This is a genomic window from Burkholderia sp. Ac-20353 (assembly GCF_017104785.1).
Taxonomy (GTDB): Bacteria; Pseudomonadota; Gammaproteobacteria; order Burkholderiales; family Burkholderiaceae; genus Burkholderia.
The window spans coordinates 1-24,602 of sequence record NZ_JAAGPL010000098.1 but is presented as its reverse complement, the minus strand read 5'-3'; the positions used below and the strand labels follow the sequence as shown (position 1 = coordinate 24,602).

Genomic DNA, 24,602 nt, shown 5'->3' with positions numbered 1-24,602 from the left:
AAGCGAAATGCGGAAACGCGGGCGCATGCGCGCCCGCGGAGGATCAGCCGTTGCGGCGCGCCTGCGTTTCGGCGGGGCGCAGCTGCGCGGCGAGCTTGTCGAGCACGCCGTTCACGTACTTGTAGCCGTCGGAGCCGCCGAACGTCTTGGTCAGCTCGACTGCTTCGTTGATGATCACGCGGTACGGCGTCTCGAGGTGGTGCGTGAGCTCGAACGTCGCGATCAGCAGCACCGCCCGTTCGATCGGGGAGAGCTGGTCGATCGGACGGTCGAGGCACGGCGTGAGCGCTTCCGCGAGCGTTGCGTGCTCGCGGATCACGCCGTGCAGGATCGCGTCGAGCAGATCCTTGTCAGCCTTGTCGTAACCCAGCGCGCCGCGCAGTTGCGCGTCGATCTCGCCTGAAGACGCGTTCGACAGCAGCCACTGATACAGGCCTTGCGTCGCCAGTTCGCGCGATTGTCGGCGGGCGCTCTTCTTCATGCGCGCTCCTCTTCGTCGTCTTCGTCTTCTTCTTCGTCTTCCTCGTCGCCGAGCTGGTCGAGCGCCATCGTCAGGTTGGCCATCTCGACCGCGACGCGCGCCGCGTCACGACCCTTTTCGGTCATGCGCGCGACGGCCTGTTCGTCGGTGTCGGTCGTCAGCACCGCGTTCGCGATCGGCAGGTTGAAGTCGAGGCCGATGCGGGTGATGCCCGCGCCGCTCTCGTTCGACACGAGTTCGAAGTGGTAGGTCTCGCCGCGGATCACCGCGCCGAGCGCGATCAGCGCGTCGAACTGGCCGCTTTCCGCGAGCTTCTGCAGCGCGAGCGGGATTTCCAGCGCGCCCGGCACCGACACGAGCAGCACGTCTTCGCCGGCGACGCCGAGGCGCTCCAGCTCTTCAACACATGCGTCCGCGAGGCCGTTGCACACGGGCTCGTTGAAGCGGGATTGCACGATGCCGATACGCAGGCCGTCGCCCTCGAGATTCGGTTGGTATTGTCCGATTTCCATGATCTTGGTCCGTGGTGTGGATAAGCGGTTATAAGGCGAAAGCGCCGTAATGGGTTACGCGTGCGGCGTCGAGCCGCAGGCCTTGGCTTCGGCGCCGGGCATCGGGATGAAGCCCGTGACTTCGAGGCCGTAGCCGGACATGCTGCCCAGCTTGCGCGGATTCGACAGCACCTGCATCTTGCTGACGCCGACATCGCGCAGGATCTGCGCGCCGATGCCGAACGTCTTGAAATCGACCGGCCGGCGCTTCAGCACCGCAGCCTTCTCTTCCTCGTCGAACGCCTTGAAGACGTCGACCAGATGTTCCTTCGTGTCGCCGCAGTTGAGCAGCACGATCACGCCGTGGTCGCGCTGCGCGATCTCGCGCATCGCCGCGTCGAGCGTCCACGAGTGCGTCGACACGCCGGTTTCGAGCAGGTCGAGCACCGACAGCGGCTCGTGCACGCGCACCGGCGTATCGACGTCCGGCGACGGCGTGCCGCGCACCAGCGCGATGTGCGGCGAGCCGGTCGGCTGGTCGCGGTACAGCACCGCGCGGAACGCGCCGTGCGCGGTCTGCATCGTGCGCTCGGCGACGCGCTCGATGATCGACTCGGTGCGGCTGCGGTAATGGATCAGGTCGGCGATCGTGCCGATCTTCAGGCCGTGTTCCTTCGCGAACTCGATCAGGTCGGGCAGGCGGGCCATCGTCCCGTCGTCCTTGATGATCTCGCAGATCACCGCGGCGGGCGTGAGGCCCGCGAGCGCGGTGAAGTCGCAGCCGGCCTCGGTGTGGCCCGCGCGCACGAGCACGCCGCCCGGCTGCGCCATGATCGGGAACACGTGGCCGGGCTGCACGATCTGCTCGGGCCGCACGTCATGCGCGACCGCCGTGGCGATCGTGTGCGCGCGGTCGGCGGCGGAAATCCCGGTCGTCACGCCTTCGGCCGCTTCGATGCTGACCGTGAACGCGGTACCGTACTGCGTGCCGTTGCGGTACGTCATCAGCGGCAGGTGCAACTGCTTGCAGCGTTCCTGCGTCAACGTCAGACAAATCAGGCCGCGGCCGTACTTTGCCATGAAGTTGATCGCTTCCGGCGTGACGAATTCGGCGGCGATCACCAGATCGCCTTCGTTTTCGCGGTCTTCTTCGTCAACCAGGATCACCATCCGGCCGGCTTTAAGCTCGGCAATGATCTCGGGCGTGGAGGCGAGCGTCATAAAGGGGGAGGGGCGAGAAAGAGGAAAGTGCGTATTTTACGCCAGCCGGGCCGGGTTTCGGCTCGCGCGGGCGGCAGCCGCCGCGCCGCGTGCCGCAAACGCCGGTGCAACCGGCCCCGGGGCCGTTCCGGTTGGCCCGGTTGGCGTGTTGCGCGTCGGCCAAGGGCCGGCCGGCAGCGCAGGCGGCGCGTTCGCGCCGTCGTGCTGTGTGCCGGCCGCGTGGTTCATCGTCCGACGTTCACCGATGTTACGGGCGCCCGAGGAAATCGAGCTTGCCGAGTTCGACGCCGTTGTGACGCAGGATGTCGTACGCGGTCGTCACGTGGAAGAAGAAGTTCGGCAGCACGAAATCCAGCAGGTACGACTGGCCCGTGAATTCGAGCGGGCCGACGCGCATCTTCAGCACGATCTGGCGCGCTTCCGAGCCGTCGATCTGCGCGGCGTCGAAGCCGTTCAGGTAGTCGATCGTCTTCTGCAGGCGCGCGTGCAGCTCGTCGAACGTCTGCTCGATGTCCGCGTAGCTCGGGATCTCGACCCCCGCGAGCCGCGCGGCGCAGCCCTTGGCGGTGTCGGTCGCGATGTAGACCTGGCGCGCGAGCGGCAGCATGTCCGGGTACAGGCGGGCGCCGATCAGCACCGACGGGTCGATCTGCTTCGCGGCCGCATGCGCCTGCGCCTTGCCGAGAATGTGCTGCAGGTTGGTCAGGCCGCGGATCAGGACAGGCACCGAGGCCTGATACATCGAAATGGACATGGACGGTTCCTCGAAGGGGACGAGCGTGCGCGTGCCGGCGCGCGACGTGTACCGGTGCGTGATGCACACCGGCGCATGATGCATTGATGCGGCGGAATTGCCGCTGCAGCATCATAGCGCGGTGGCATCGCGCGTGCGTGTCGTTGGCCGAACGGACAAGGCCAGCGACAAGGCCGGCGACGAGGCCACTCACGAAGCTCGCGACAAGGCCCCCATTCGCGCCTGGCCGGACGGACGAGTCGCGACCGGCCGCGCGTACCGGTTAGAATGCGCGCAGCACATCCGCCTTCCCGGCGGATACTCCAAAACGTCGGGCGTGATGCGTCGCGCCCGTGCCAACGGCCATCGGGCGGCCGGCTCCGCGCATGTTGCGCGGCACGGCCGGCCCCTGCCGGGTGCCGGCTGCGCGTGTTGCCTGGCGCGCCGGCGGGGGCGCATGCGCCGGCGTTTGGCGATCTCGATCGGATGCTCCCCGGACATGTCGACTCCCGCCGTTTTGCTGCTCGTCCTGCTGATCAACTGCGTCGCGACGTCGGCGGTGCTCGGCTCGCTGTGGCGCGCCGACGTGCCGGGCGTGCGCCGCTGGCTCGCGTCGCAGGCGCTGCTCGCGATGGCAGTCGGCGCGCTGCTCGCCGCGCCGTCGTCGCAGGCGGTCATCGCGTTCGCCGGTACGCTGTACGTGTGCGCAACGCTCGCGATCCTGCAGGGCTTCCGGCAATTTTTCGGCGTGCGGTCCGTGTATCGTGCCGAGCAGGCTGCCGCGGCGCTGCTGGCGGCCGCGGTCGTCGGCTGCGCATTGGCCGGATCGCTGCCGAACCTGCGCATCGTGCTCGTGTCCACGATGGCCGTGTACGTCCGCGTCGCGATCGGCTGGCTTGCCTATCGACGGCGGCCTGTGCACCGTCCGGCATTCGCTTACGGGTTCGTGTGGGTGGTCGCGATCGCCGGGGCAATCGTCCAGTTCGCGCGCGGCGCCGCGTTCGCGCTCGGGCAGCGCGCCGACACGTCGCCGCTGCACCCGGCGCCGCTGAACGTCGTGTTCGTCGCGCTCGGCGTGCTGAGCCTGCTGTGCCTGTCGATGGGCGTCGTGATGCTCGCGCACGACCGCATGGCCGAACGTCTCGAGCGGCTCGCGACCATCGACGGCCTGACGGGCGCGCTGATGCGCGGCGCGTTCCTCGACCAGGCCGAGCAGTGCTGCCGGCGCGCGGCGCGCACGGGTGCGCCGCTGTCGCTCGTCATCGTCGACCTCGACCACTTCAAGATCATCAACGATCGCCACGGACATGCGGCGGGCGATCACGCGCTCGAGCATTTTGCCGCGGTCGTGTCCGGTGGCATCCGGCCGTGCGACCTGTTCGGGCGGCTCGGTGGCGAAGAGTTCGCGGTGCTTTGTGCGGATACGGTTGCCGCCGACGCGACGCGCGTGATCGAGCGTCTGCGTGTGTCGCTGGCGCACGCCGCGGGAGCGGCGGCGAGCAGCGGCGGCATCGGGTTCACGTTCAGCGCGGGCGTGGCCGAGCGCGCGGCCGACGAGCCGTTGTCGCAGTTGATGGCCCGCGCCGATGCCGCGCTCTATGCGGCGAAGGCGGCCGGGCGCGACCGCGTGATCGTCGCGCCGGTGCAGCGCGCGGGTGTCGCGGCTGAACCCAGGCAACGCGTCGCCTGAACGATTGGCGCGCGTGCGTGACGCGCGCGAAGGCCAGGCCGGATAAAAAAAACGCCAACCCGCATGGGTTGGCGTTTCGCTTGGGGTATTACGGGTATCAGAACTGGTTCATCGTGTTGTCTTTACCGGCCGCCTTCAGGGCTGCGTCGCCGCTGAAATATTCCTTGTGGTCGTCGCCGATGTCCGAGCCGGACATGTTCTGGTGCTTGACGCAGGCGATGCCCTGACGGATTTCCTTGCGCTGCACGCCAGCCACGTAACCGAGCATGCCCTGTTCGCCGAAGTATTCCTTGGCCAGGTTGTCCGTCGACAGTGCGGCGGTGTGGTACGTCGGCAGCGTAATCAGGTGGTGGAAGATACCTGCTTCGCGCGACGCATCGGCCTGGAACGTGCGGATCTTTTCGTCGGCGAGTGCTGCCAGTTCGGTCTGATCGTATTCCACGCTCATCAGCTGCGCGCGGTCGTATGCCGACACATCCTTGCCCGCAGCCTTCAGCGCGTCATACGCCTGCTGGCGGAAATTCAGCGTCCAGTTGAACGACGGGCTGTTGTTGTACACCAGCTTGGCGTTCGGGATGACCTTGCGGATCTCGCTGACCATGCCGCCGATCTGCGCGATATGCGGTTTTTCGGTTTCGATCCACAGCAGGTCGGCACCGTTTTGCAGCGAGGTGATGCAATCCAGCACGCAGCGCGCTTCGCCCGTGCCGGCGCGGAACTGGAACAGGTTGCTCGGCAGGCGCTTCGGACGCAGCAGCTTGCCGTCGCGCTTGATGACGACGTCGCCATTGCCCAGTGCGTCGGCCGAAATTTCGTCGCAATCGAGGAACGAATTGTATTGGTCGCCCAGGTCGCCCGGCGTGTGGGTCACGGCGATCTGCTTGGTCAGGCCGGCGCCCAGCGAGTCGGTACGGGCCACGATGACGCCGTCGTCAACGCCCAGTTCCAGGAACGCGTAGCGGATCGCGCGGATCTTGGCCAGGAAGTCCTCGTGCGGCACGGTGACCTTGCCATCCTGGTGGCCGCACTGCTTCTCGTCGGACACCTGGTTTTCGATCTGAATGCAGCATGCGCCCGCTTCGATGAACTGCTTGGCCAGCAGATAGGTTGCTTCGGCGTTGCCGAAACCCGCGTCGATGTCCGCGATGATCGGCACGACGTGGGTGACGTGGTTGTCGATCTTTTCCTGGATGGCGGCCTTGGCAGCGCCTTCAGCAGCATCGAGCTCGCGGAACAGGCCGCCCAGTTCACGGGCGTCGGCCTGGCGCAGGAACGTGTACAGCTCGCGGATCAGCGCGCTGACGGAGGTTTTTTCGTGCATCGACTGGTCCGGCAGCGGGCCGAACTCGGAGCGCAGCGCAGCGACCATCCAGCCCGACAGGTAAAGATAGCGGCGCTCGGTGCTGTTGAAGTGCTTCTTGATGGAGATCATCTTCTGCTGGCCGATGAAGCCGTGCCAGCAACCCAGCGACTGGGTGTACTTGGCCGGGTTGGCATCGTAGGCGGCCATGTCGGCGCGCATGATCTTCGCGGTGTACTTGGCGATGTCCAGGCCCGTCTTGAACTTGTTCTGGGCACGCATGCGAGCGGCATATTCGGGATTGATCGCATTCCACGCGCTGCCGTGTGCGTCTTTCAAACCGGCAACTGCCTTGATGTCGTCCTGATACTGGGCCATGTGAATCTCCTGAGAAGAAAGCGCGTTTGAAAAGGTGATCGAGTGTGCCGCTACGTTTGTCGAAGCGAACTGCATGGACTAAATAGTAGCGCCGCCTTGATGCGCTTTGGTGATGTCTTATATAAGACATAAGACATTATTTTTGCTTAATTTTCAATGGGATACATCGCGATTTTTGCGATGCAAAACATGTTTTCAAGCGGCGAAAAGGAGATGCTGCGGAAATTCGACGTGGATTCCGCAATATGAAACGCGCTTTCGGCTGCTGGAGGCGGGGGCAAGCACGGACGGTTCGAGCCGCGATAGCTGCCGGGATGATTTTGTAGACAGGAGGGCCGCCTGACAGCGGACAAGGCGGGGGCGAATCGGTCGTGCCTGCAACCGGGCTGGCCGCTGCCTTCACGGAAATCCAGGACCTGCAGCGGCTACTCGGGGAGAGGGCGGCGCGGCAGGCAGCGGGGTAGAGCGTGCAGGGAAGGCTATGTTCTGGAGCCTTGACCGAATACCTGGCGCGGGAAATGACGGTATACGGTCAGGTATACCGTCACGTAACACTGGCTGACGCTGGATGCTACGAGATGGCCCTATACGGGCTACTAGCTGAAACTCGCGTTATTTCAACGGCTTTTGTTCGTCCTGGGACGTCGACAGCATCCTCTCGACGTAGCGCGCGATCATGTCGACTTCGAGATTGACGAGGCTGCCGGCCTTCAGGTGACGCAGCGTCGTGACCTCGACCGTATGCGGAATCAGGTTGATCGAGAATTCGCAGCCGTCGGCGCGGTCGGTGACCGCGTTGACGGTCAGGCTCACGCCATTGACCGTGATCGAGCCCTTGTACGCGAGATAGCGGCCGAGCTCGCGCGGCGCGACGATGCGCAACTCGTGCGACTCGCCGACCGGCGCGAAGTGCGACACGGTGCCGAGCCCGTCGACGTGGCCCGACACGATGTGTCCGCCGAGCCGGTCGTGCGCGCGCAGCGCCTTTTCCAGATTGACGTCGCCGGGCTCCGCGAGACCGACCGTGCGGTTCAGGCTCTCGCGCGACACTTCGACGTCGAACCCGGTGTCGGTTTTCTCGATTACCGTCATGCATGCGCCCTGGATCGCGATGCTGTCGCCGAGCGCGACGTCGGCGAGGTCGAGCCCGCCCGCCAGCACGGCCAGGCGCACGCCGGCATCGGGCGACGCGCCGAGCGGTTCGATCGATTCAATGCGGCCGACAGCCGCGACAATTCCGGTAAACATCGTGACGATTCCGTTCAATGAGAGGCGGTGGGCGGCGCGAAGCGCGCCAGGATCCGCAGATCGTCGCCGATCCGCTCGATTTGGTGAAACGTGAGCCGCGCGCGCGCGTCGAGGCTCGCGGGCGCGGCGAGGTCGAACATGCCGGCCGCGTCGGCGCCGAGCAGGCTCGGCGCGAGATAGACCAGCAGTTCGTCGACGCAGTGCTCGCGCAGCAGCGATCCGTTCAGCTTGTGGCCGGCCTCGACGTGCAGCTCGTTGATGCCGCGTGCGCCGAGCGTCGTCAGCAGCGCCGGCAGGTCGACCTTGCCGTGCGCGTTCGGCAGCGGCACGATTTCCGCGCCGCGCGCCTTCAGCGCGGCCGCGCGCGCTTCGCCCGCTTCGTCGAGCCGGCCGCAGAAGATCAGCAGCGGCGCACCTTCGAGCAGGCGCGCGTCGAGCGGCAGCTCGAGCCGGCTGTCGACCAGTACGCGCAGCGGCTGGCGCGGCGTGTCGATGCCGCGCACGGTCAGTTGCGGGTTGTCCGCGCGCACGGTGCCGATGCCGGTGAGGATCGCGCACGCGCGCGCGCGCCACGCATGGCCGTCGAGTCGCGCGTCGTCGCCGGTGATCCACTGGCTCTCGCCGGACGGCAGCGCGGTGCGGCCGTCGAGCGATGCGGCGGTCTTCATCCGCACCCACGGGCGGCCGCGCGTCATCCGCGACACGAAGCCGATGTTGAGCTCGCCCGCTTCATGCGCGAGCAGCCCGCAACGCACGTCGATGCCCGCATCGCGCAGCACGCCGAGGCCGCGCCCCGACACCTGCGGATTCGGGTCTTCCATCGCGGCGACGACCTTCGCGACGCGCGCGTCGATCAGCGCGTTCGCGCACGGCGGCGTGCGGCCGAAGTGGCTGCACGGCTCGAGCGTCACGTAGACGGTCGCGCCCGCGACGTCGTGGCCGCGCGAACGCGCGTCCTTCAGCGCCTGCACTTCCGCGTGATCCTGGCCGGCCGGCTGCGTGTAGCCTTCGCCGATCACGTCGCCGTTCTTGACGATCACGCAGCCGACGCGCGGGTTAGGCGTCGTCGTGTACATCCCGCGCGCGGCCAGCGCGAGCGCGCGCTGCATGTGGGCGAAATCGGTGTCCGAGAACATCCGCGCGGCCCCGGGTCAGGCCGCCAGCGCGGCAAACGCGCGGCGTGCGGCGGCGAGCGTCGCGTCGATCACCGCGTCGTCGTGCGTGCTCGACACGAAGCCGGCTTCGTACGCGGACGGCGCGAAATAGACGCCTTCGTCGAGCATCAGGTGGAAGAAGCGGTTGAAGCGCTCGATGTTGCTCTGCGTGACTTCGGCGAAGCTCGCCGGCACGCGCTCGGCGAAATAGAGGCCGAACATCGCGCCGATCGAATCGGCCGCGAACGGCACGCCGGCCGCGCGCGCCTCGGCGGCGAGGCCATCGGCGAGGCGCTTGGTCTGTGCGGTGAGCGCGTCGTAGAAGCCCGGCGCCTGGATCAGCTGCAGCGTCTTCAGGCCCGCGGCGACCGCGATCGGGTTGCCCGACAGCGTGCCGGCCTGGTACACGCCGCCGAGCGGCGCGAGGTGGGCCATGATGTCGCGGCGGCCGCCGAACGCGGCGGCCGGCATCCCGCCGCCGATCACCTTGCCGAGGCAGGTGAGGTCGGCCGAGATCCCGTAGTACGCCTGCGCGCCGCCGAGCGCGACGCGGAAGCCGCACATCACCTCGTCGAAGATCAGCACGGCGCCGTGCTTCGTGCACAGCGCGCGCAGCGCATTCAGGAACTCCGGCGTGCCGCGCACGAGGTTCATGTTGCCCGCGACCGGCTCGACGATCACCGCGGCGACTTCGTCGCCGAACGCGGCGAACGCTTCCTCGAGCTTCGCGACGTTGTTGTATTCGAGCACGGTCGTGTGTTTTGCGATGTCGGCGGGCACGCCGGCGGAGGTCGGGTTGCCGAACGTCAGCAGGCCCGAGCCGGCCTTCACGAGCAGGCTGTCCGCATGGCCGTGATAGCAGCCTTCGAACTTGACGATGCGGCTGCGGCCCGTGAAGCCGCGCGCAAGGCGCAGCGCGCTCATCGTCGCCTCGGTGCCGCTCGACACCATTCGCACCTGTTCGATCGACGGCACGAGCTTGCAGATTTCCTCGGCGATCTCGATCTCGGCCTCGGTCGGCGCGCCGAACGAGAAGCCGTCGGCGAGCACGCGCTGTACGGCTGCGAGCACTTCCGGATGGACGTGGCCGACGATCATCGGGCCCCACGAGCCGATGTAGTCGATGTACTGCTTGCCGTCGGCGTCCCAGAAATACGGGCCTTGCGCACGTGCGACGAAGCGCGGCGTGCCGCCGACCGAACGGAACGCGCGGACCGGCGAGTTGACTCCGCCGGGGATGGTTTTCTGGGCGCGTTCGAAGAGGATCTGATTGTTGGACATGAGCGAAACCTGCGAGAGAACGGCGCGGGGGCCTGTGCACGGGCCGCGGCGCCTGGGCGGAACGATCCGTCCGATTGTACCGGAGACGTACCGGAGGCGCGCGCGGCAAGCCCGTAGGCGGCCTGCGGCCATTCGGCGCGTGGGGGGCCGGAGCCGGCAGGGCGGCGACGGGCGGACGAGCGTCGCGAGAACGGTGTGCGTGCGCTCGGGGCGGTGCGCGCGAACGGTCGCTAGCGCGGCGGCTTGCGCTTGCCGGTCAGCTCGGCCCAGCGCTTCTCGAGCGGCCCTTCGACCATCGGCTTGATCGACGTGCCGGAGGTCTGCGCATCCCACGTCTGCACCGAGTATGGATGGACGCGCAGCGCGTCGCGCGGGATCACGACTTCCTGGTGTGCGTCGACGAGCCAGTCGTAGACGAAGTCGATGCACAGGCGGTAGCCGCGCTTGGTCGACGGATCGGGCACTTCGTACGGCGCGCGCGTCACGTAGCCGGAGCCGAACACGCCCTTGGGCTCCTTCGCGACGCGATGCAGGAACACGCGGTCGCCCGGCAGGATGCTGCGCGCGAACCCGCAGCCCCACACGTCGTGCACGGCTTCGCCGGCCTTCACGCGCGCGGCGACGTCGGGCAGCTCGGGCCACGGCCATTTCTTGGGGCTCCAGATCAGCAGGAAGGCGGTCATCGGATCGGTCGGCAGCAGGATTGTTCAGACAAGGGCAGCAAGCTTAATCCAATCGGCGCGCGGTGGCGCGGCGCGGCGCGGTGCGTCGTTCCGTGCCGGAGGGCCGCGACCGCGCATTGGCCTCACATCGGCCGCCCGCGCGGACCGCCTGAAACGGTTGCGCGTACAATCATGTGTTCGACGGCGCCGCATCCAGCTGCCGCCGCCCTGTCTTCACTGCCGTGCGCGCGACCCAACGTGCGCCGGCGCCTTTTCCGGATTCCCATGTCCCACGTCGTCCGACGCCGGCCCGATGCCCGGCTGATCCTGTTGCTCGGCGCGCTCGCCGCCTGCGGGCCGATCGCCACCGACATCTACCTGCCGAGCCTGCCGTCGATCGCGGCCGGCTTCTCCGTCAGCCCCGGCGTCGCGCAGCACACGATGACGAGCTTCATGGCCGGGTTCTCGATCGGCATGCTGCTGTACGGTCCGCTGTCCGATACCTGGGGGCGGCGTCCGGTGCTGCTCGGCGGCATCGCGCTGTTTACGCTCGCGAGCATCGGCTGTTTCGTGGCCGGCTCGATCGACATGCTGATACTCGTGCGCTTCCTGCAGGCGCTCGGCGCGGGCGCGGCGTCGGTGCTCGCGCGGGCGATCGCGCGCGACGCGCACGAGCCGGCCGACGCGGCCAAGGTGCTGTCGATGGTGTCGATCGTCACGTCGGTGGGCCCGCTGCTCGCGCCGCTGCTCGGCGGGCAGGTGCTGCGCTTCGCCGGCTGGCGCGGGGTGTTCGTCGTGCTCGCGGCGTTTGGCGCGCTGTGCGCGGTGACCGCGTTCCTGCGCGTGCCCGAGACCTGGCCGAAGGAAAGGCGCAAGAGCGCGGCGGTGCTCGCGTCGTTCGCGGCGTACGGGCGTATCCTGTCCGATCCCGTCGCATGGGGACACATGCTGTGCGGCGGGATGGCGTTCGCGGCGATGTTCTCGTACGTCGCGGCCACGCCATTCGTCTACATCGAATATTTCCACGTGTCGCCGCAGCATTACGGGCTGCTGTTCGGGCTGAACGTGATCGGCATCATGTTCGGCAACTTCGTGAACACGCGGCTCGTCGGCCGCGTCGGTTCGCTGCGGATCATCTCGGTCACGTCGCTCGTCAGCTGCATCGCGTCGCTCGCGGTCGCGCTCGTCGCGCTGACGGGGTGGGGCGGGCTGTGGTCGATCGTCGTCTGCCTGTTCTTCGTCGTCGGCGTCGTCGGGATCCTGTCCGCGAACTGCACGACCGACCTGATGCACCGCTACCCGCACAACGCCGGTGCGTCGGCGGCCGTGTTCGGCGCGATGCAGCTCGGGCTCAGCGCGCTCGCGAGCGTCGCGATCGGTGCGCTGGCAGACGGTACGCCGTTCGCGATGGGCGTGACGATCGGCGTGACGGGCATGCTGTGCTTTGTCGGGCGAAACCTGTTGCTGCGCTGGCATGGTATGCCGGTGAGGGCCGGCGCCTGAGCGGCGAGGCCGGATAAACGCACCGAAGAACGCCACCGTGCGCGCAACGCCGGTGGCGTTTTTTGATCGAGCGTGCGGCGCGATCGCGGCCGCCAGTGAGAAACGAGTAACCAGAAGCGCGTAACCAGAAACGCGTAACCAGAAACGCGTAACCAGAAACGCGTAACCAGAAACGCGTATCCAGAAACGCGTATCCAGAAACGCGTAACCAGAAACGAGAAACGCCACCGAGGCTGCAACCCCGGTGGCGTTTTTCGATGCGACCGCGTCAGGCAAGCCTGCGCGCGTCAGTCCCGCGCCGCGTCCTTCGTCGCCGGCGACGCGCCGTGGCTCAGCCAGTCGAGCACGTCGGCCGATTCGTCGTCGTTCGCGCGCGCCTTCGCCTGCGCGACGGCTTCGGTCAACTCCGCATTCGGCGACGCGCGGCGGATCGCGACGCCGACCGCGAGGATGTCGATCATCAGCAGATGCAGGATCCGCGAGATCATCGACAGCTGCGACTCGCGCATCTCGATGTGATCGGTCTCGAGCGCGACGGTCGCGCGCTTCGCGAGCGGCGTGTTGCTCGACGTGATCGCGATCACCTTCGCGCCGGCCTGCATCGCGACGTCGAGCACGCGCAGCAGCTCGGGCGCGCGACCCGACTTCGACACCGCGACGATCACGTCGCCCTTGCCGAGCAGCGCGGCCGACGCGGCCTGCATGTACAGGTCGCCATACGCGATCGTCGGGATCCCGAACCGGAAAAACTTGTAGTGCGCGTCCTGCGCGACGATGTTCGAGTTGCCGAGCCCGTAGAACTCGATGCGCCGCGCGCTGTTCAGGATCTCGATCGCGTTCTCGACGTGCTCGAAGTTCAGGTGCTCGCGCAGCTGCAGGATCGCGGACACCGTGTTGTCGAGCACCTTCGCGCCGAAGTCGGTCGCCGTATCGCCGAGATGCACCTGACTATGGCTCATCGGGATCGTGCCCGTGAGACCCGTCGCGAGCTTCAGCTTGAAATCCGACAGTCCCTGGCAGCCGAGCGAGCGGCAGAAGCGGATCACGGTCGGCTGGCTGACGTCGGCCTTGCGCGCGATGTCGACGATCGGATCGTTGATGATCGAACGCGGGTGGTTCAGCGCGAGGTCGGCGACGCGGCGCTCGGCCGGCGTCAGTGCGTCGCGCATCTGGCGGATCCGCTCGAACACGGCCGACGACGCGCCGCCCGAGCGGTTCGACAACTGCTCCGCGAGGATCGCCGACACGCCGAGGAACGCCGGGTATTCGGCGGTGATCAGGTAGGTCGGGATGTTCTCGAGGTAGTGCGTGAAGCGGCCCTTCGCCTCGAAGCGCGCGCGAAACGACGAGCGCGTGAACAGTTCGCCGAGCTTCAGCGCGACGCCGCCGCCGATGTAGACGCCGCCGAGCGCGCCGAGCGTCAGCGCGACGCTGCCCGCGAACGAGCCGAGAATCCCGCAGAAGCATTCGACCGTCTCGAGCGCGAGCGCATCGCCCGCATGCGCGCGCTCGACGACGTCGGCGGTGTCGACGTTCGTCGCGACGCGCTTCTTGTCGCGCGCGGCGAGCGCGCGATAGATGATCTCGATGCCGGGCCCCGCGCACACGCGTTCGAACGACACGTGCGGAAACTTCTTGCGCGCGTACTGCAGCACGAGATCCTCGCGCTCGTCCTGCGGCGCGAACGACGCGTGGCCGCCTTCGCTGCCGAGCGCGATCCAGCGGTCGTCGGCCGGAATCAGCCCCGACACGCCGAGCCCCGTGCCGGGCCCGAGCAGCCCGATCACGCTGTTCTGGCGGCGTGCGCCGCCGCCGATCTGCACGCGCTGCGCATCGGTCAGGCCCGGCAGCGCCATCGCGAGCGCGGTGAAATCATTGACGACGAGCAGCGTGTCGAAGCCGAGCGCGCGGCGCGTCGCCTCGATCGAGAAGCTCCAGTCGTGATTGGTCATCGTGACCTGGTCGCCGTCGACCGGGTTCGCGATCGCGATCGCCGCGTGGTTCACGCGGGCGATCTTCACGTCCTTCAGGTATTTGCGGATCGCGTCGGTGAGCGTCGGATACTCGGCGCCCGGGTAGACGCGAATCTGCGTGATCTCGCCCGGGCCGGTTTCCAGCGCGAAGCGCGCGTTCGTGCCGCCGACGTCCGCGAGCAGGCGCGGGCCGTCGGCATGCTGGCCCGCGGCGGCGACTTTACTTTGCGCACCAGTAGACATCGAGTTGAGTCCCCTTGTCGTTGGCCAGTTGCGAAATGGCATTCTGCTGTAGCGACGAGGCGGCGGCCTCGAGCACCTCGCGTTTGCGGCTGCCCGCGATCAGCAGGAACAGCCGGTCGATGCGCTTCAACGCATCGAGCGAAAAACTCACACGCGCGTGCGGCGCCACGCCCGGATGCACGGCGACGAAGCGTTCGGCGGTCGCGATCGCGTGGTCCCATTCGGGCGCGTCGGCGAAGATCGACGCGGTGTGGCCGTCCTCGCCCATCCCGAGCACCGCGACGTCGGGAACGCGGTGCGCGGGGTTCGCGTTCAGCGCGGCGACATGCGCGTCGAGCGCGGCGTGCGTATCGACGAGCGGAAGGAAGGTTGCGGGCGCGGCCGCGTGCTGCAGCAGCGTGTCGCGCACGAGGTGCGCGTTGCTCGCCGCGTCGTCTTCCGCCACCCAGCGGTCGTCGACCAGCGTGACGTCGACGTGCGACCAGTCGAGCGTCGCGTGCGACAGCGTCTGCAGGAACGGGCGCGGGCTGGTGCCGCCGGACACCGCGAGCGTCGCGCGAGCGGGGCGGGCGAGCACCGCGCGCAGCGCGTCGCCGACCGCCTGCGCGAGCGCCTGGCTTTGCGCTTCCTGGGTGTCGAAAGCGTGGATCTCGATCACATCTCCTCCGGACTGCTATTGTCTGTTGAATCGTGTGGGGCGACGGCGGGCGCCGTATGTGCAGCGCCCGCCGCTTGCATCAGTTCTCTTCTTCGAGCCAGCAGGTGCCGTGCTGCGCGAGCATCGCGCTCGCCGCGGCCGGCCCCCACGTGCCGGCAGCATACGGCTTCGGCGGCTTCAGCGAGCGCGCCCATTCGTTCAGGATCGGCTCGACCCAGCGCCACGCGGCTTCCTGCTCGTCGCGGCGCACGAACAGCGCGAGGCGGCCGTTGATCACGTCGAGCAGCAGGCGCTGGTACGCCTCCATCTGGCCTTCCTTGAAGAACTGGTCGAACGCGAGGTCGAGGTGCACGCTCGCGAGGTTCATCCCTTCGCCGGGCTGCTTCGCGAGGCAGTACAGGCGGATCGTCTCGTTCGGCTGCAGGCGGATCACGAGGCGGTTCGCGCCGGGGCGCAGCGCGGTCGGCCCGAGCGCGGAGTGCGGCACCGGACGGAAGTTCACGACAATCTCGGCGACACGATCGGCGAGCCGCTTGCCGGTGCGCAGGAAGAACGGCACGCCGGCCCAGCGCCAGTTCTCGATCTCGACCTTCAGCGCAACGAAGGTCTCGGTCTGGCTGTCGGGCTTCACGCCCGGCTCGGTCGCATAGGCCGGCACCTGCGCGCCCTTGATCACGCCCGCATGATACTGGCCGCGCACCGCGACCTTGCCGATGTCGCGCGGATCGACGGGCTTCAGTGCCCGCAGCACACGCAGCTTCTCGTCGCGCACCGAATCCGAATCCATCGAATGCGGCGGTTCCATCGCGACGATCGACAGCAACTGCAGCAGGTGATTCTGCACCATGTCGCGCAGCGCGCCCGTATTGTCGTAGAAATCGCCGCGCGCCTCCACGCCGAGTTCCTCGGCGATCGTGATCTGGATGCTCTCGACCCATTCGCGGCGCCACAGCGGCTCGAACAGCGCATTGCCGAAACGCAGCGCGAGCAGGTTCTGCACGGGCTCCTTGCCGAGGTAGTGGTCGATCCGGTAGATCTGGTCTTCCGCGAAGATCTCGCCGACAGCGTCGTTGATCGCATTCGACGAGCGCAGGTCGTAGCCGAGCGGCTTCTCGAGCACGATGCGCGCGCCCTGGTTCAGCCCGACCGACGCGAGCGCCTTGCAGATCGGCACGAACAGCGACGGGCCCGTCGCGAGATAGAACACCCGGATGCCGGACAGCGGGGCGATCGTGTCGCGCAGCACTGCGTAATCTTCCGCGCGGCCCAGATCGAGATTCACGTACACGATGCGTTCGACGAAGCTTTTCCACGCGGCCTCGTCGAACGCGCCGCGCGACGCCTTCGCCGCATGCGGCTTCACGTGTTCCTCGACCCATTCGAGATACTCGGCGCGATCGGCCTGGTGACGCGCGACCGCGACGATCTTGCCGCTCTCGGCCAGCATGTTCGAACGGTGCGCTTCGAACAGCGCCGGGAGGATCTTGCGCATCGACAGGTCGCCGGTGCCGCCGAAAAGTACGAAGGTAAAGCTGGAATCGGTATGCATGTGTCTCCGCCCGGTTGGGGTAGCTGTGAAGCTGTAGCAGTGAAGCGATCCGTAGTGCGATAAAAATATTTTTGACACTGAATTGTAGTTTAACTACAATCCGCCGCAAGGGGTAGCACCCGGACGAAGAAAAAATTGACGCGCGGTCGATGCAACAGCGCGTGCTTCGTCGGGCGCGCCATGTGCCGAATGGTATCGGACATTGATGACGCGCATCGTGCGCCAGTCGTCGGCCCCGGGGCCCGCACCGCGTCGCGGCGGGCCAGAAACACAAGAGGAGACACGCCGTTGAATCTCAAGTCACGCTTTCTGTAAGAGCCCGGCCGGTCGTCGGCCCCGTACGCGCGCAGCGTCTCGCGGCTCGATTTCCCAGTCGTCACCAAGAAGCCGTTCCCGTGAGCGGGAACTACACGAGTTGATTCAGTCTGGAGGAGATAAGTAATGAAAGTTCGCGCGATCATGGGTGCGCTGTGCGCCGCGGGTCTGATGGCTGGCGCCGTGGCGGCGCAGGCGGCCGAGAATGTGACGGTGCTGCACTGGTGGACCTCGGGCGGCGAATCGAAGGCCGTCGGCGTGCTGAAGGACGACCTGCAGAAGCAGGGCTACGTCTGGAAGGATTTCGCAGTCGCAGGCGGCGCGGGCGCAGCGGCGATGACCGCGCTGAAGACCAAGGTGATCAGCGGCGACGCGCCGTCGGCCGCGCAGATCAAGGGTCCGCTGATCCAGGACTGGGCCGACCAGGGCGTGCTCGTCAACATCGACCAGGCCGCCGGCGACTGGAAGCAGAACCTGCCGCCGGAAATCGACAAGATCATGAAATTCAAGGGCCACACCGTCGGCGCGCCGTTCTCGGTGCACCGCGTGAACTGGCTCTATATCAACAAGGCCGCGCTCGACAAGGTCGGCGCGAAGGTGCCGGCCACCTGGCCCGAATTCTTCGCGGTCGCCGACAAGCTGAAGGCCGCGGGCATCCAGCCGGTCGCGATGGGCGGCCAGCCGTGGCAGGACCTGACGCTGTGGGAAGACGTCGTGCTGTCGCAGGGCCCGGCGTTCTACAGGAAGGCGCTCGTCGACCTCGACCAGGCGACGCTGACGTCGCCGCAGATGCTCGACGTGTTCAACACCGTGCGCAAGATCCAGGGCTACTTCGACAGCGGCCGCAACGGGCGCGACTGGAACCTCGCGACCGCGATGGTCATCAACGGCAAGGCCGGCATGCAGTTCATGGGCGACTGGGCGAAGGGCGAGTTCGAGACCGCGGGCAAGAAGGCGGGCAAGGACTACATCTGCGCGGCGGTGCCGGGCACCGCGAACGCGTATACGTTCAACGTCGATTCGTTCGTGTTCTTCCAGCAGAAGGGCCAGAGCGCCGCGACGCCGGGCCAGCTCGCGCTCGCGAAGACGATCATGACGCCGGATTTCCAGGAGCAGTTCAGCCTGCTGAAGGGTTCGGTGCCGGTGCGTCTCGGCGTGAAGATGGACAAGTTCGACGATTGCGCGAAGAAGTCGTATGCGGACGAGCAGACGGCGATCAAGTCGGGCGGCTTCGTGCCGTCGCTCGCGCACGGGATGGCGCAGAGCGACGCGACGGCCGGCGCGATCACCGACGTCGTGACGAAGTTCATGAACTCGCAGCAGGATTCGAAGAGCGCGGTCGCCGCGCTCGCGAAGGCCGCGAAGGTGAAGTAACGCGCGCGACGAACGCCCGGCCGGACCTGCTTCACCTGCCGGGCGCTTGCGTAATCCTGTATCCGCAGCAAACGGGCCTGATGTCCGGGCCCGCGTCGTACCCGACGCCGGCCCCGGATTGCCGGGCCGCGTCACTTTCGTCCCAGGAGTCGAATCAAGTGGCTGCCCCTCTTAGCGGAAACGGATCCGGCGCTGCCGTCAGGCGCACGTCGCCGATGTCGGCCTTCGCCGACCGCTGGATTCCGAAGCTCGTGCTCGCGCCCAGCGTGGCGATCGCCGTGGTGTTCATCTACGGCTTCATCCTGATTACCGGCTATCTGTCGCTGACCCGTTCGCGGCTGTTGCCAAACTACGAATTCGACGGCTTCGGCCGTTACACGGACCTGTTCCAGAACGACGTGTGGTGGACCTCGGCCGCGAACCTTGGCTGGTTCGGCATTCCGTTCATCGTGATCTGCGTCGCGCTCGGCCTGTTCCTCGCGATCCTGCTCGACCAGAAGATCCGCAGCGAAGGCGCGCTGCGCGCGATCTTCCTGTATCCGATGGCGCTGTCGTTCATCGTGACGGGCACCGCGTGGCAGTGGATCCTGAACCCGGGCCTCGGCCTCGAGAAAGTGATGCACGACTGGGGCTGGACGAGCTTCTCGTTCGGCTGGCTCGACGATCCGGACAAGGCGATCTTCTGTGTCGTGATCGCGGCCGTGTGGCAGTCGACGGGCTTCGTGATGGCGCTGTTCCTCGCGGGGCTGCGCGGCGTCGACAGCGAGATCTTCAAGGCCGCGCAGGTGGACGGCGCGACGCTGCCGACCATCTACCGCAAGATCGTGATCCCGAGCATGCGTCCGGTGTTCTTCTCGGTGCTGCTGATCCTCTGCCACATCACGATCAAGACCTTCGACCTCGTCGTCGCGCTGACGGCGGGCGGCCCCGGCACGTCGTCGTCGCTGCCGGCGATGTTCATGTACACGTTTTCGTTCAACCGCGGCCAGCTCGGCCTCGGTGCCGCATCGTCGGTGATGATGCTCGCGACCGTGGTCGCGGTGCTCGTGCCGCTGATGTATATGGAATCGAGGAGCACCCGCAATGCAGCCTAAGCCGACCATCAGCCGCGCGGTGATTTACGCCGCGCTGATCCTGTTCGCGCTGTACTTCCTGTTCCCGATCTACGTGATGCTGTCGACGTCGTTCAAGGATCTCGACCAGCTGCGCACCGGCAACCTGCTGACGCCGCCGTCGCACTGGACTTTCGAGCCGTGGGTGAAGGCGTGGAGCGGCGCGTGCACGGGCGTGCGCTGCGACGGGATGAAGCCGTTCTTCCTGAACTCGCTGCAGATGGTGATCCCGGCCGTGCTGATCTCGTCGCTGGTCGGCGCGTTCAACGGCTACGTGCTCACGCACTGGCGCTTTCGCGGCGCGGACGCGCTGTTCACGATGATGCTGGTCGGCTGCTTCATCCCGTTCCAGGTGATCCTGCTGCCGATGGCGCGCCTGCAGGGGATGCTCGGCCTCGCCAATACGATTCCGGGCCTCGTGTTCGTGCACGTCGTGTACGGGATCGCGTTCACGACGATGTTTTTCCGCAACTTCTACGTGAGCGTGCCGGCCGAGCTCGTGAAGGCCGCGCGTATCGACGGCGCGGGCTTCTTCACGATCTTCACGAAGATCCTGCTGCCGGTGTCGCTGCCGATCTTCATGGTGTGCCTGATCTGGCAGTTCACGCAGATCTGGAACGACTTCCTGTTCGGGATCGTGTTCTCCGGCGTCGACTCGATGCCGATCACGGTCGCGCTGAACAACCTCGTCAACACGTCGACGGGCGTGAAGGAATACAACGTCGACATGGCGGGCGCGATCATCGCCGCGCTGCCGACGCTGCTCGTCTACGTGATCGCCGGCCGCTACTTCGTGCGCGGCCTGACGGCGGGCGCGGTGAAGGGTTGAGCGCGGTTTTATACGAGACGACGAACCGGCCGCGCGCGTGACGCGCGGCGCATCGAAACGATAGCGACGCGGCGCGACGAACGCGCTGCACGAGACAGAGGATTCACAGCATGGCAAGCCTTTCAATCCGTGACGTGTACAAGACCTACCCGAACGGGGTGCCCGTCCTGAAGGGTGTCGACATCGACATCGAGGACGGACAGTTCCTGATTCTCGTCGGCGGCTCGGGCTGCGGGAAGTCGACGCTGCTCAACATGATCGCCGGCCTCGAGACGGTCACGAGCGGCGAGATCCGGATCGACGGCAAGGTCGTCAACGACCTGTCGCCGAAGGATCGCGACATCGCGATGGTGTTCCAGTCGTATGCGCTGTATCCGTCGATGACGGTGCGCGAGAACATTTCGTTCGGCCTGAACATCCGCAAGGTGCCGAAGAACGAGCAGCAGCAGATCGTCGATCGCGTGTCGTCGATGCTGCAGATCCAGCACCTGCTCGACCGCAAGCCGGGGCAGCTGTCGGGCGGCCAGCGCCAGCGTGTCGCGATGGGCCGCGCGCTCGCGCGCGACCCGGCGCTGTTCCTGTTCGACGAGCCGCTGTCGAACCTCGACGCGAAGCTGCGCATCGAGATGCGCGCGGAGATCAAGCTGCTGCACCAGCGCCTCGGCACGACGATCGTCTACGTGACGCACGACCAGATCGAGGCGATGACGCTCGGCGACCGCATCGCGGTGATGAAGGACGGCGTGGTGCAGCAGTTCGACGCGCCGCAGGAGATCTACGATTCGCCGTCGAACCTGTTCGTCGCGGGCTTCATCGGCGCGCCGCCGATGAACTTCATCAACGGCCGGCTGGTCGAGCAGGGCAGCGGGATCGCGCTCGAGATCGACACGGGTGTCACGCGCGGCGCGCTGAACCTGCCGTTCGACGCGGCGAAGCTGAAGTCGCACGTCGGCCGCGAGGTGATCCTCGGCCTGCGCCCGGAGCGCATCACCGATGCGCGCAGCGCGCACAACGGCGACGCGTCGCACCTGCAGCCGCTCGACGTGCGCGTCGACGTGACCGAGCCGACCGGCCCGGACACGCACGTGTTCGCGCAGGTGAACGGCAAGCGCATCGTGAGCCGCGTGCATCCGGCCGCCAATCCGCAGCCGGAGCAGACGTTGTCGCTGCTGTTCGACGTGTCGAAGGCCGTGTTGTTCGATCCGGCGTCGGAGGAGCGGATCGCGTAACGCAAACTCGCTTGGGGCGATTGATGAAGTATCCGGGCCATTTATGGGTTTGGCGGCTCGTCGATTGCCCCGGCGCGAGCCGGGTCGCTGCATTCGCTGCGATTACAGCCTTTTCGTCGATGCCTGGGGGGCGCACGATGCAGTCATGGACTCGGCATTGACAAAAAGTACGAACCGATCGCGTGTAGCACTGGCATGAACAGGAGACACGCGAAGACGGCCGGAAAATAAAGCTTCGAGCGGCGTACCCTGGAAAACAAGCCGGCCACTGCGACAAGCAAACACACGGTCGCGAGTGCGCCAAATAGATCGCTATCCGCGATCACTGAAAAAAACGCACGCATGACCGTTCCACGGCTTACCGGTTGAATGCAGTGAAATTCCAGCGATACAGCTGAAACTGTTTCAGAAAGTCTTTGACTTCGGCACCTGTCGTCTCGTTTCTGTAGTCCCACCCATCTTCGCCGCGCATGTAGTGCCCGTTTTCGACGCCCATGCCTGCGTAACTGGCGCTTTGCGGATCCGCTCGATTGCGGCCGAATATCCGCATGATTGTTGTGAACGGACGAACGATCACGCCGCTCGAATTACCTTGCATGATCGCAATGGACGACGATGAGACCCTCGTGACCATTTGAACGTGGTGTCCAATACCTGCGCGATCATTGGCCTGTACAAGCATGTCTCCGGGCAAGAGCGATTCCGGTGTCTTGAGTTGTGCGGTATTCGAATCCGTACGCTGTACGTCCGGTGCGCCGAAAGTCAGCGATACCATATCGGCGAAACCGTACATTGTCGAATCGTATCGTCGGTGCTCGGATTCGCCGTAGATTTCCACATTCCGATAGCTTCGCACGCCGGTCTTCAGATTGAGCGGCAGCCCTCGCAATGCGGAAAACTGGATGAGCAACCGTAGTGCGAAGTCCTCGCACGTAAATCGATTTGTGCGTGTGCTTCCATTTCGATCCCAATACGCTTCTGCCTGAATTTGCTCCGCCAGTTGTGGGGCGGTGCAGTGGTATTCAGCGATGTCGGTGTCAGTCCATTTCCGGATCGTTTTCCAGAATGTCTTGAACCGGGCAGTGACCGGCTTCGGTGAAGTATCGCTCGTTGGCGTGGTTGTGTGTGCCGCGACCCGCTTGTATCGATTGCCGTCAGGCGACACGTGAGTATATTCCGGCATGGCTATTCGGCGAGATAGATCGTGATGTTTTCGGCGTGCGGCACCGAGGCGAGCAGGTGCGTTTGACCCAGTTCGTCTGTCGTGCCGTATTCGAATGCTCCCGTGTCACGCTGCAGCGCATAACGGGTGTAGCTCAGAGGGTTGCCGGCAGCGTCCCGAAGGACGAAGCGATCGTTATAGGCGGGTGGCGCAGTTGCCTGGGTGCCCGACGTTGCAGCGACTGCAGCCGATATCCCGGTATCGGGCTCTCTTTCATCTATTTTCCATTTGCGCCCGTATCGGGAGTTGATGCGTGGAGGGCGTTCACAGCGGCATCGGACCCAATCTCCACTCAGGGCCTGGACTCTTCCCGCGGAAGTGAAGTCGCGTAATCGCTTTTTGTTCGGGGCGCCAGGCGCTGCTTCAATTGTTCCGATGCTTTCGCAGGTGCTGCACCAGGCCCGTTGTCCGACGAACGTGATTCTCCGAAGCTTGCCGTCATCACCAGCGATCGTTCCGCATTTGCCTCCGTCGACTACGTAGCCGCCACTGTCCAGCGGATCGTCTTCAACTACCGCGTAAAAGATGACCATACTCTTGCCGTTTGTTTGCGATCATTGGGCGGAACGTAGCATGGCTTCATTGAAAGATGAAAGGGTAATGTAAAAAACTGTGTCCGTGTCCGATGGATCGTATTTGTCGCGAATCACGAACGTGAAACGACAAGGGGCTGCTTTCAGCAGCCCCTTGAGTTTTTTGGGATGGCTTGCGCTTAGTGCGGCAGCCGCACGTCGAACTTGAACGTGACGAGCCGCGCGACGAGGATGAAGCCGGTCGCCGTCAGCACGCTGTAGACCGAATCGACGTCCAGCCACATCAGCAGCAGGTAGAACCAGCAGCCGATGAACGCGCAGGTCGCGTACGGCCGCGAATCGCGCAGGATCAGCGGGATGTCGTTGCACAGCACGTCGCGGATGATCCCGCCGACCACGCCGGTGATCACGCCCATCATCACCGCGATGAAGCGCGGCATCTCGGCATCGAGCGCGATCGACGTGCCGGACACGCTGAAGATGCCGAGGCCGACCGCGTCGGCGATGAGCAGCGTCCTCTCGGCCGACAGCCGCGACAGCATCCGCAGCACGAACGGCGCGCACAGCGACAGCGCGAAGATCACCAGCACGTAGTCGTCGTGCACGACCCAGTAGAACGGCCGGCGCTCGAGCAGGATGTCGCGCAGCGTGCCGCCGCCGAACGCGGTCGCGAGCGCGACGACGAACGTGCCGACCGAGTCGAGCCGGTTCTTGCGCGCTTCGATGAAACCGGAAATCGCGAACGCGAGCGTCGCGATCGCTTCGAGTATCGTGATCGCGAGCGTCAGCCTAGGATGCGGCACGCGGCCCCCGATCGCCGGGCGCGGCCAACGGCTGCAGCAGCACGAGCACCGCGCCCGCGCCGCCGTCATTGCCGCGTGCCTCGCAGAATGCGATCACTTCTTCCTTCTGCACGAGCCACGCGCGTACCTTGCCTTTCAGCACCGGTTCCTTGCCGACCGAGCCGAGGCCCTTGCCGTGGATCACGCGCAGGCAGCGCAGCCCTTTCTTGCCGGATTCGCGGATGAACGCGGCGAGCGCGTCGCGCGCTTCGTCGCGGCGCATTCCGTGCAGGTCGAGCTGCGCCTGGACGATCCACGCGCCGCTCCTCAGCTTGCGCACCACGTCGCGGCTTACGCCGGGGCGGTGGTAATACAGCGACTCGTCGCTGTCGAGCAGCGTCTCGGGATCGAACTCGTCGGACAGCGTCGCGTTCAGCACCGCTTCCTCGTCGCGCTGCGTCTGCTTCGGCACGGGGTCGGGCGGCACGCGGCCAGCAGCGGCGCGCGGTGGCGCGTTGAGCGGCTTGATCGCGCCGATCTCGTTGCGGAACAGGTTCGCGTCGGCGTCGGCCTGGCGCGCGGCCTTCGCGGTCTCGACGCGCTCGCGCTCGCGGCGCTCGGCTTCGCCCTTGAGGGCAGTG

Annotated in this window: 22 protein-coding genes; 6 read left to right on the top strand and 16 right to left on the bottom strand. The window is 66.2% G+C overall.

Features of this window, described 5'->3' with window-relative positions; genetic code table 11:
• Window positions 1–43: 43 nt before the first annotated feature.
• From nusB to G3N94_RS24870, 4 genes are all read right to left on the bottom strand, one after another.
• Entirely contained in the window at window positions 44–481 is a 438-nt protein-coding gene (gene nusB / locus G3N94_RS24885) for a transcription antitermination factor NusB (protein ID WP_124600313.1), read from the bottom strand.
• Window positions 478–993 (bottom strand): 6,7-dimethyl-8-ribityllumazine synthase, encoded by a 516-nt coding sequence (ribH, locus tag G3N94_RS24880; protein WP_205795207.1) that lies wholly within the window; start codon window positions 991–993, stop codon window positions 478–480. Before ribH ends, nusB begins: the two co-directional genes overlap by 4 nt.
• A gap of 54 nt (window positions 994–1,047) precedes the next feature.
• The gene (gene ribBA / locus G3N94_RS24875; RefSeq protein ID WP_205795206.1) at window positions 1,048–2,193 is read right to left on the bottom strand and encodes a bifunctional 3,4-dihydroxy-2-butanone-4-phosphate synthase/GTP cyclohydrolase II; all 1,146 of its coding nucleotides are present in this window, start codon (window positions 2,191–2,193) and stop codon (window positions 1,048–1,050) included.
• A gap of 247 nt (window positions 2,194–2,440) precedes the next feature.
• Window positions 2,441–2,947: a DUF1993 domain-containing protein gene (locus tag G3N94_RS24870; protein ID WP_205795205.1), complete on the bottom strand. Its 507-nt coding sequence runs from the start codon at window positions 2,945–2,947 to the stop codon at window positions 2,441–2,443.
• Window positions 2,948–3,425: 478 nt separating this feature from the next.
• Here G3N94_RS24870 and G3N94_RS24865 point away from each other — a divergent pair, with 478 nt between their 5' ends.
• On the top strand, window positions 3,426–4,616 hold the full coding sequence (locus tag G3N94_RS24865; protein WP_205795204.1) for a GGDEF domain-containing protein: 1,191 nt from the start codon (window positions 3,426–3,428) through the stop codon (window positions 4,614–4,616).
• Between the two features lie 97 nt (window positions 4,617–4,713).
• On the opposite strand, the gene G3N94_RS24860 is transcribed toward G3N94_RS24865, so the two are convergent.
• The 5 genes from G3N94_RS24860 to G3N94_RS24840 all read right to left on the bottom strand — a co-directional run bounded on the left by G3N94_RS24860 (window position 4,714) and on the right by G3N94_RS24840 (window position 10,660).
• Window positions 4,714–6,294, bottom strand: coding sequence for an isocitrate lyase (locus tag G3N94_RS24860; RefSeq protein WP_205795203.1), 1,581 nt, complete (start codon window positions 6,292–6,294; stop codon window positions 4,714–4,716).
• Window positions 6,295–6,906: 612 nt separating this feature from the next.
• Window positions 6,907–7,542, bottom strand: coding sequence for a riboflavin synthase (locus tag G3N94_RS24855; protein ID WP_205795202.1), 636 nt, complete (start codon window positions 7,540–7,542; stop codon window positions 6,907–6,909).
• A 14-nt stretch (window positions 7,543–7,556) separates the two neighbouring features.
• On the bottom strand, window positions 7,557–8,678 hold the full coding sequence (gene ribD, locus G3N94_RS24850) for a bifunctional diaminohydroxyphosphoribosylaminopyrimidine deaminase/5-amino-6-(5-phosphoribosylamino)uracil reductase RibD (protein ID WP_205795201.1): 1,122 nt from the start codon (window positions 8,676–8,678) through the stop codon (window positions 7,557–7,559).
• Window positions 8,679–8,693: 15 nt separating this feature from the next.
• Window positions 8,694–10,109: a glutamate-1-semialdehyde 2,1-aminomutase gene (hemL, locus tag G3N94_RS24845; protein WP_346778731.1), complete on the bottom strand. Its 1,416-nt coding sequence runs from the start codon at window positions 10,107–10,109 to the stop codon at window positions 8,694–8,696.
• A gap of 98 nt (window positions 10,110–10,207) precedes the next feature.
• Complete coding sequence (locus G3N94_RS24840; RefSeq protein WP_205795199.1) at window positions 10,208–10,660, bottom strand: hypothetical protein; 453 nt, start codon at window positions 10,658–10,660, stop codon at window positions 10,208–10,210.
• A 264-nt stretch (window positions 10,661–10,924) separates the two neighbouring features.
• Between G3N94_RS24840 and G3N94_RS24835 the strand changes: the two genes are divergently transcribed.
• On the top strand, window positions 10,925–12,142 hold the full coding sequence (locus G3N94_RS24835) for a Bcr/CflA family multidrug efflux MFS transporter (protein ID WP_205795198.1): 1,218 nt from the start codon (window positions 10,925–10,927) through the stop codon (window positions 12,140–12,142).
• Between the two features lie 287 nt (window positions 12,143–12,429).
• Here the strand turns inward: G3N94_RS24835 and G3N94_RS24830 are convergent, their stop codons facing one another.
• The 3 genes from G3N94_RS24830 to zwf form a co-directional block, all read right to left on the bottom strand.
• Window positions 12,430–14,358: a bifunctional transcriptional regulator/glucokinase gene (locus G3N94_RS24830; protein ID WP_205795197.1), complete on the bottom strand. Its 1,929-nt coding sequence runs from the start codon at window positions 14,356–14,358 to the stop codon at window positions 12,430–12,432.
• On the bottom strand, window positions 14,336–15,016 hold the full coding sequence (gene pgl / locus G3N94_RS24825; RefSeq protein ID WP_205795196.1) for a 6-phosphogluconolactonase: 681 nt from the start codon (window positions 15,014–15,016) through the stop codon (window positions 14,336–14,338). The genes G3N94_RS24830 and pgl overlap by 23 nt, the downstream gene beginning before the upstream one ends.
• Before the next feature lie 79 nt (window positions 15,017–15,095).
• A complete protein-coding gene (gene zwf / locus G3N94_RS24820; protein WP_205795195.1) occupies window positions 15,096–16,565 on the bottom strand; it encodes a glucose-6-phosphate dehydrogenase in 1,470 nt (489 codons plus the stop codon).
• Window positions 16,566–17,006: 441 nt separating this feature from the next.
• Between zwf and G3N94_RS24815 the strand changes: the two genes are divergently transcribed.
• The 4 genes from G3N94_RS24815 (at window position 17,007) to ugpC (ending at window position 21,424) form a co-directional block, all read left to right on the top strand.
• Window positions 17,007–18,254 carry an ABC transporter substrate-binding protein gene (locus tag G3N94_RS24815; RefSeq protein WP_205795194.1) on the top strand — a complete coding sequence of 416 codons (1,248 nt, stop codon included), beginning with the start codon at window positions 17,007–17,009 and terminating at the stop codon, window positions 18,252–18,254.
• 158 nt (window positions 18,255–18,412) lie between these two features.
• Window positions 18,413–19,348, top strand: a complete 936-nt coding sequence (locus G3N94_RS24810; RefSeq protein WP_205795193.1) for a sugar ABC transporter permease — start codon at window positions 18,413–18,415, stop codon at window positions 19,346–19,348.
• Window positions 19,338–20,195, top strand: coding sequence for a carbohydrate ABC transporter permease (locus G3N94_RS24805; protein ID WP_205795192.1), 858 nt, complete (start codon window positions 19,338–19,340; stop codon window positions 20,193–20,195). The genes G3N94_RS24810 and G3N94_RS24805 overlap by 11 nt, the downstream gene beginning before the upstream one ends.
• A 110-nt stretch (window positions 20,196–20,305) precedes the next feature.
• On the top strand, window positions 20,306–21,424 hold the full coding sequence (gene ugpC, locus G3N94_RS24800) for a sn-glycerol-3-phosphate ABC transporter ATP-binding protein UgpC (RefSeq protein WP_205795191.1): 1,119 nt from the start codon (window positions 20,306–20,308) through the stop codon (window positions 21,422–21,424).
• A 358-nt stretch (window positions 21,425–21,782) separates the two neighbouring features.
• On the opposite strand, the gene G3N94_RS24795 is transcribed toward ugpC, so the two are convergent.
• The 4 genes from G3N94_RS24795 to G3N94_RS24780 form a co-directional block, all read right to left on the bottom strand.
• The gene (locus G3N94_RS24795; RefSeq protein ID WP_205795215.1) at window positions 21,783–22,607 is read right to left on the bottom strand and encodes a hypothetical protein; all 825 of its coding nucleotides are present in this window, start codon (window positions 22,605–22,607) and stop codon (window positions 21,783–21,785) included.
• A gap of 2 nt (window positions 22,608–22,609) precedes the next feature.
• Window positions 22,610–23,179, bottom strand: a complete 570-nt coding sequence (locus G3N94_RS24790) for a PAAR domain-containing protein (protein WP_205795214.1) — start codon at window positions 23,177–23,179, stop codon at window positions 22,610–22,612.
• Between the two features lie 179 nt (window positions 23,180–23,358).
• Complete coding sequence (locus G3N94_RS24785) at window positions 23,359–23,982, bottom strand: trimeric intracellular cation channel family protein (protein ID WP_205795190.1); 624 nt, start codon at window positions 23,980–23,982, stop codon at window positions 23,359–23,361.
• Window positions 23,969–24,602: Smr/MutS family protein (locus G3N94_RS24780; RefSeq protein WP_205795189.1), on the bottom strand; the 634-nt coding region annotated here is incomplete at its 5' end. The genes G3N94_RS24780 and G3N94_RS24785, both read right to left, overlap by 14 nt.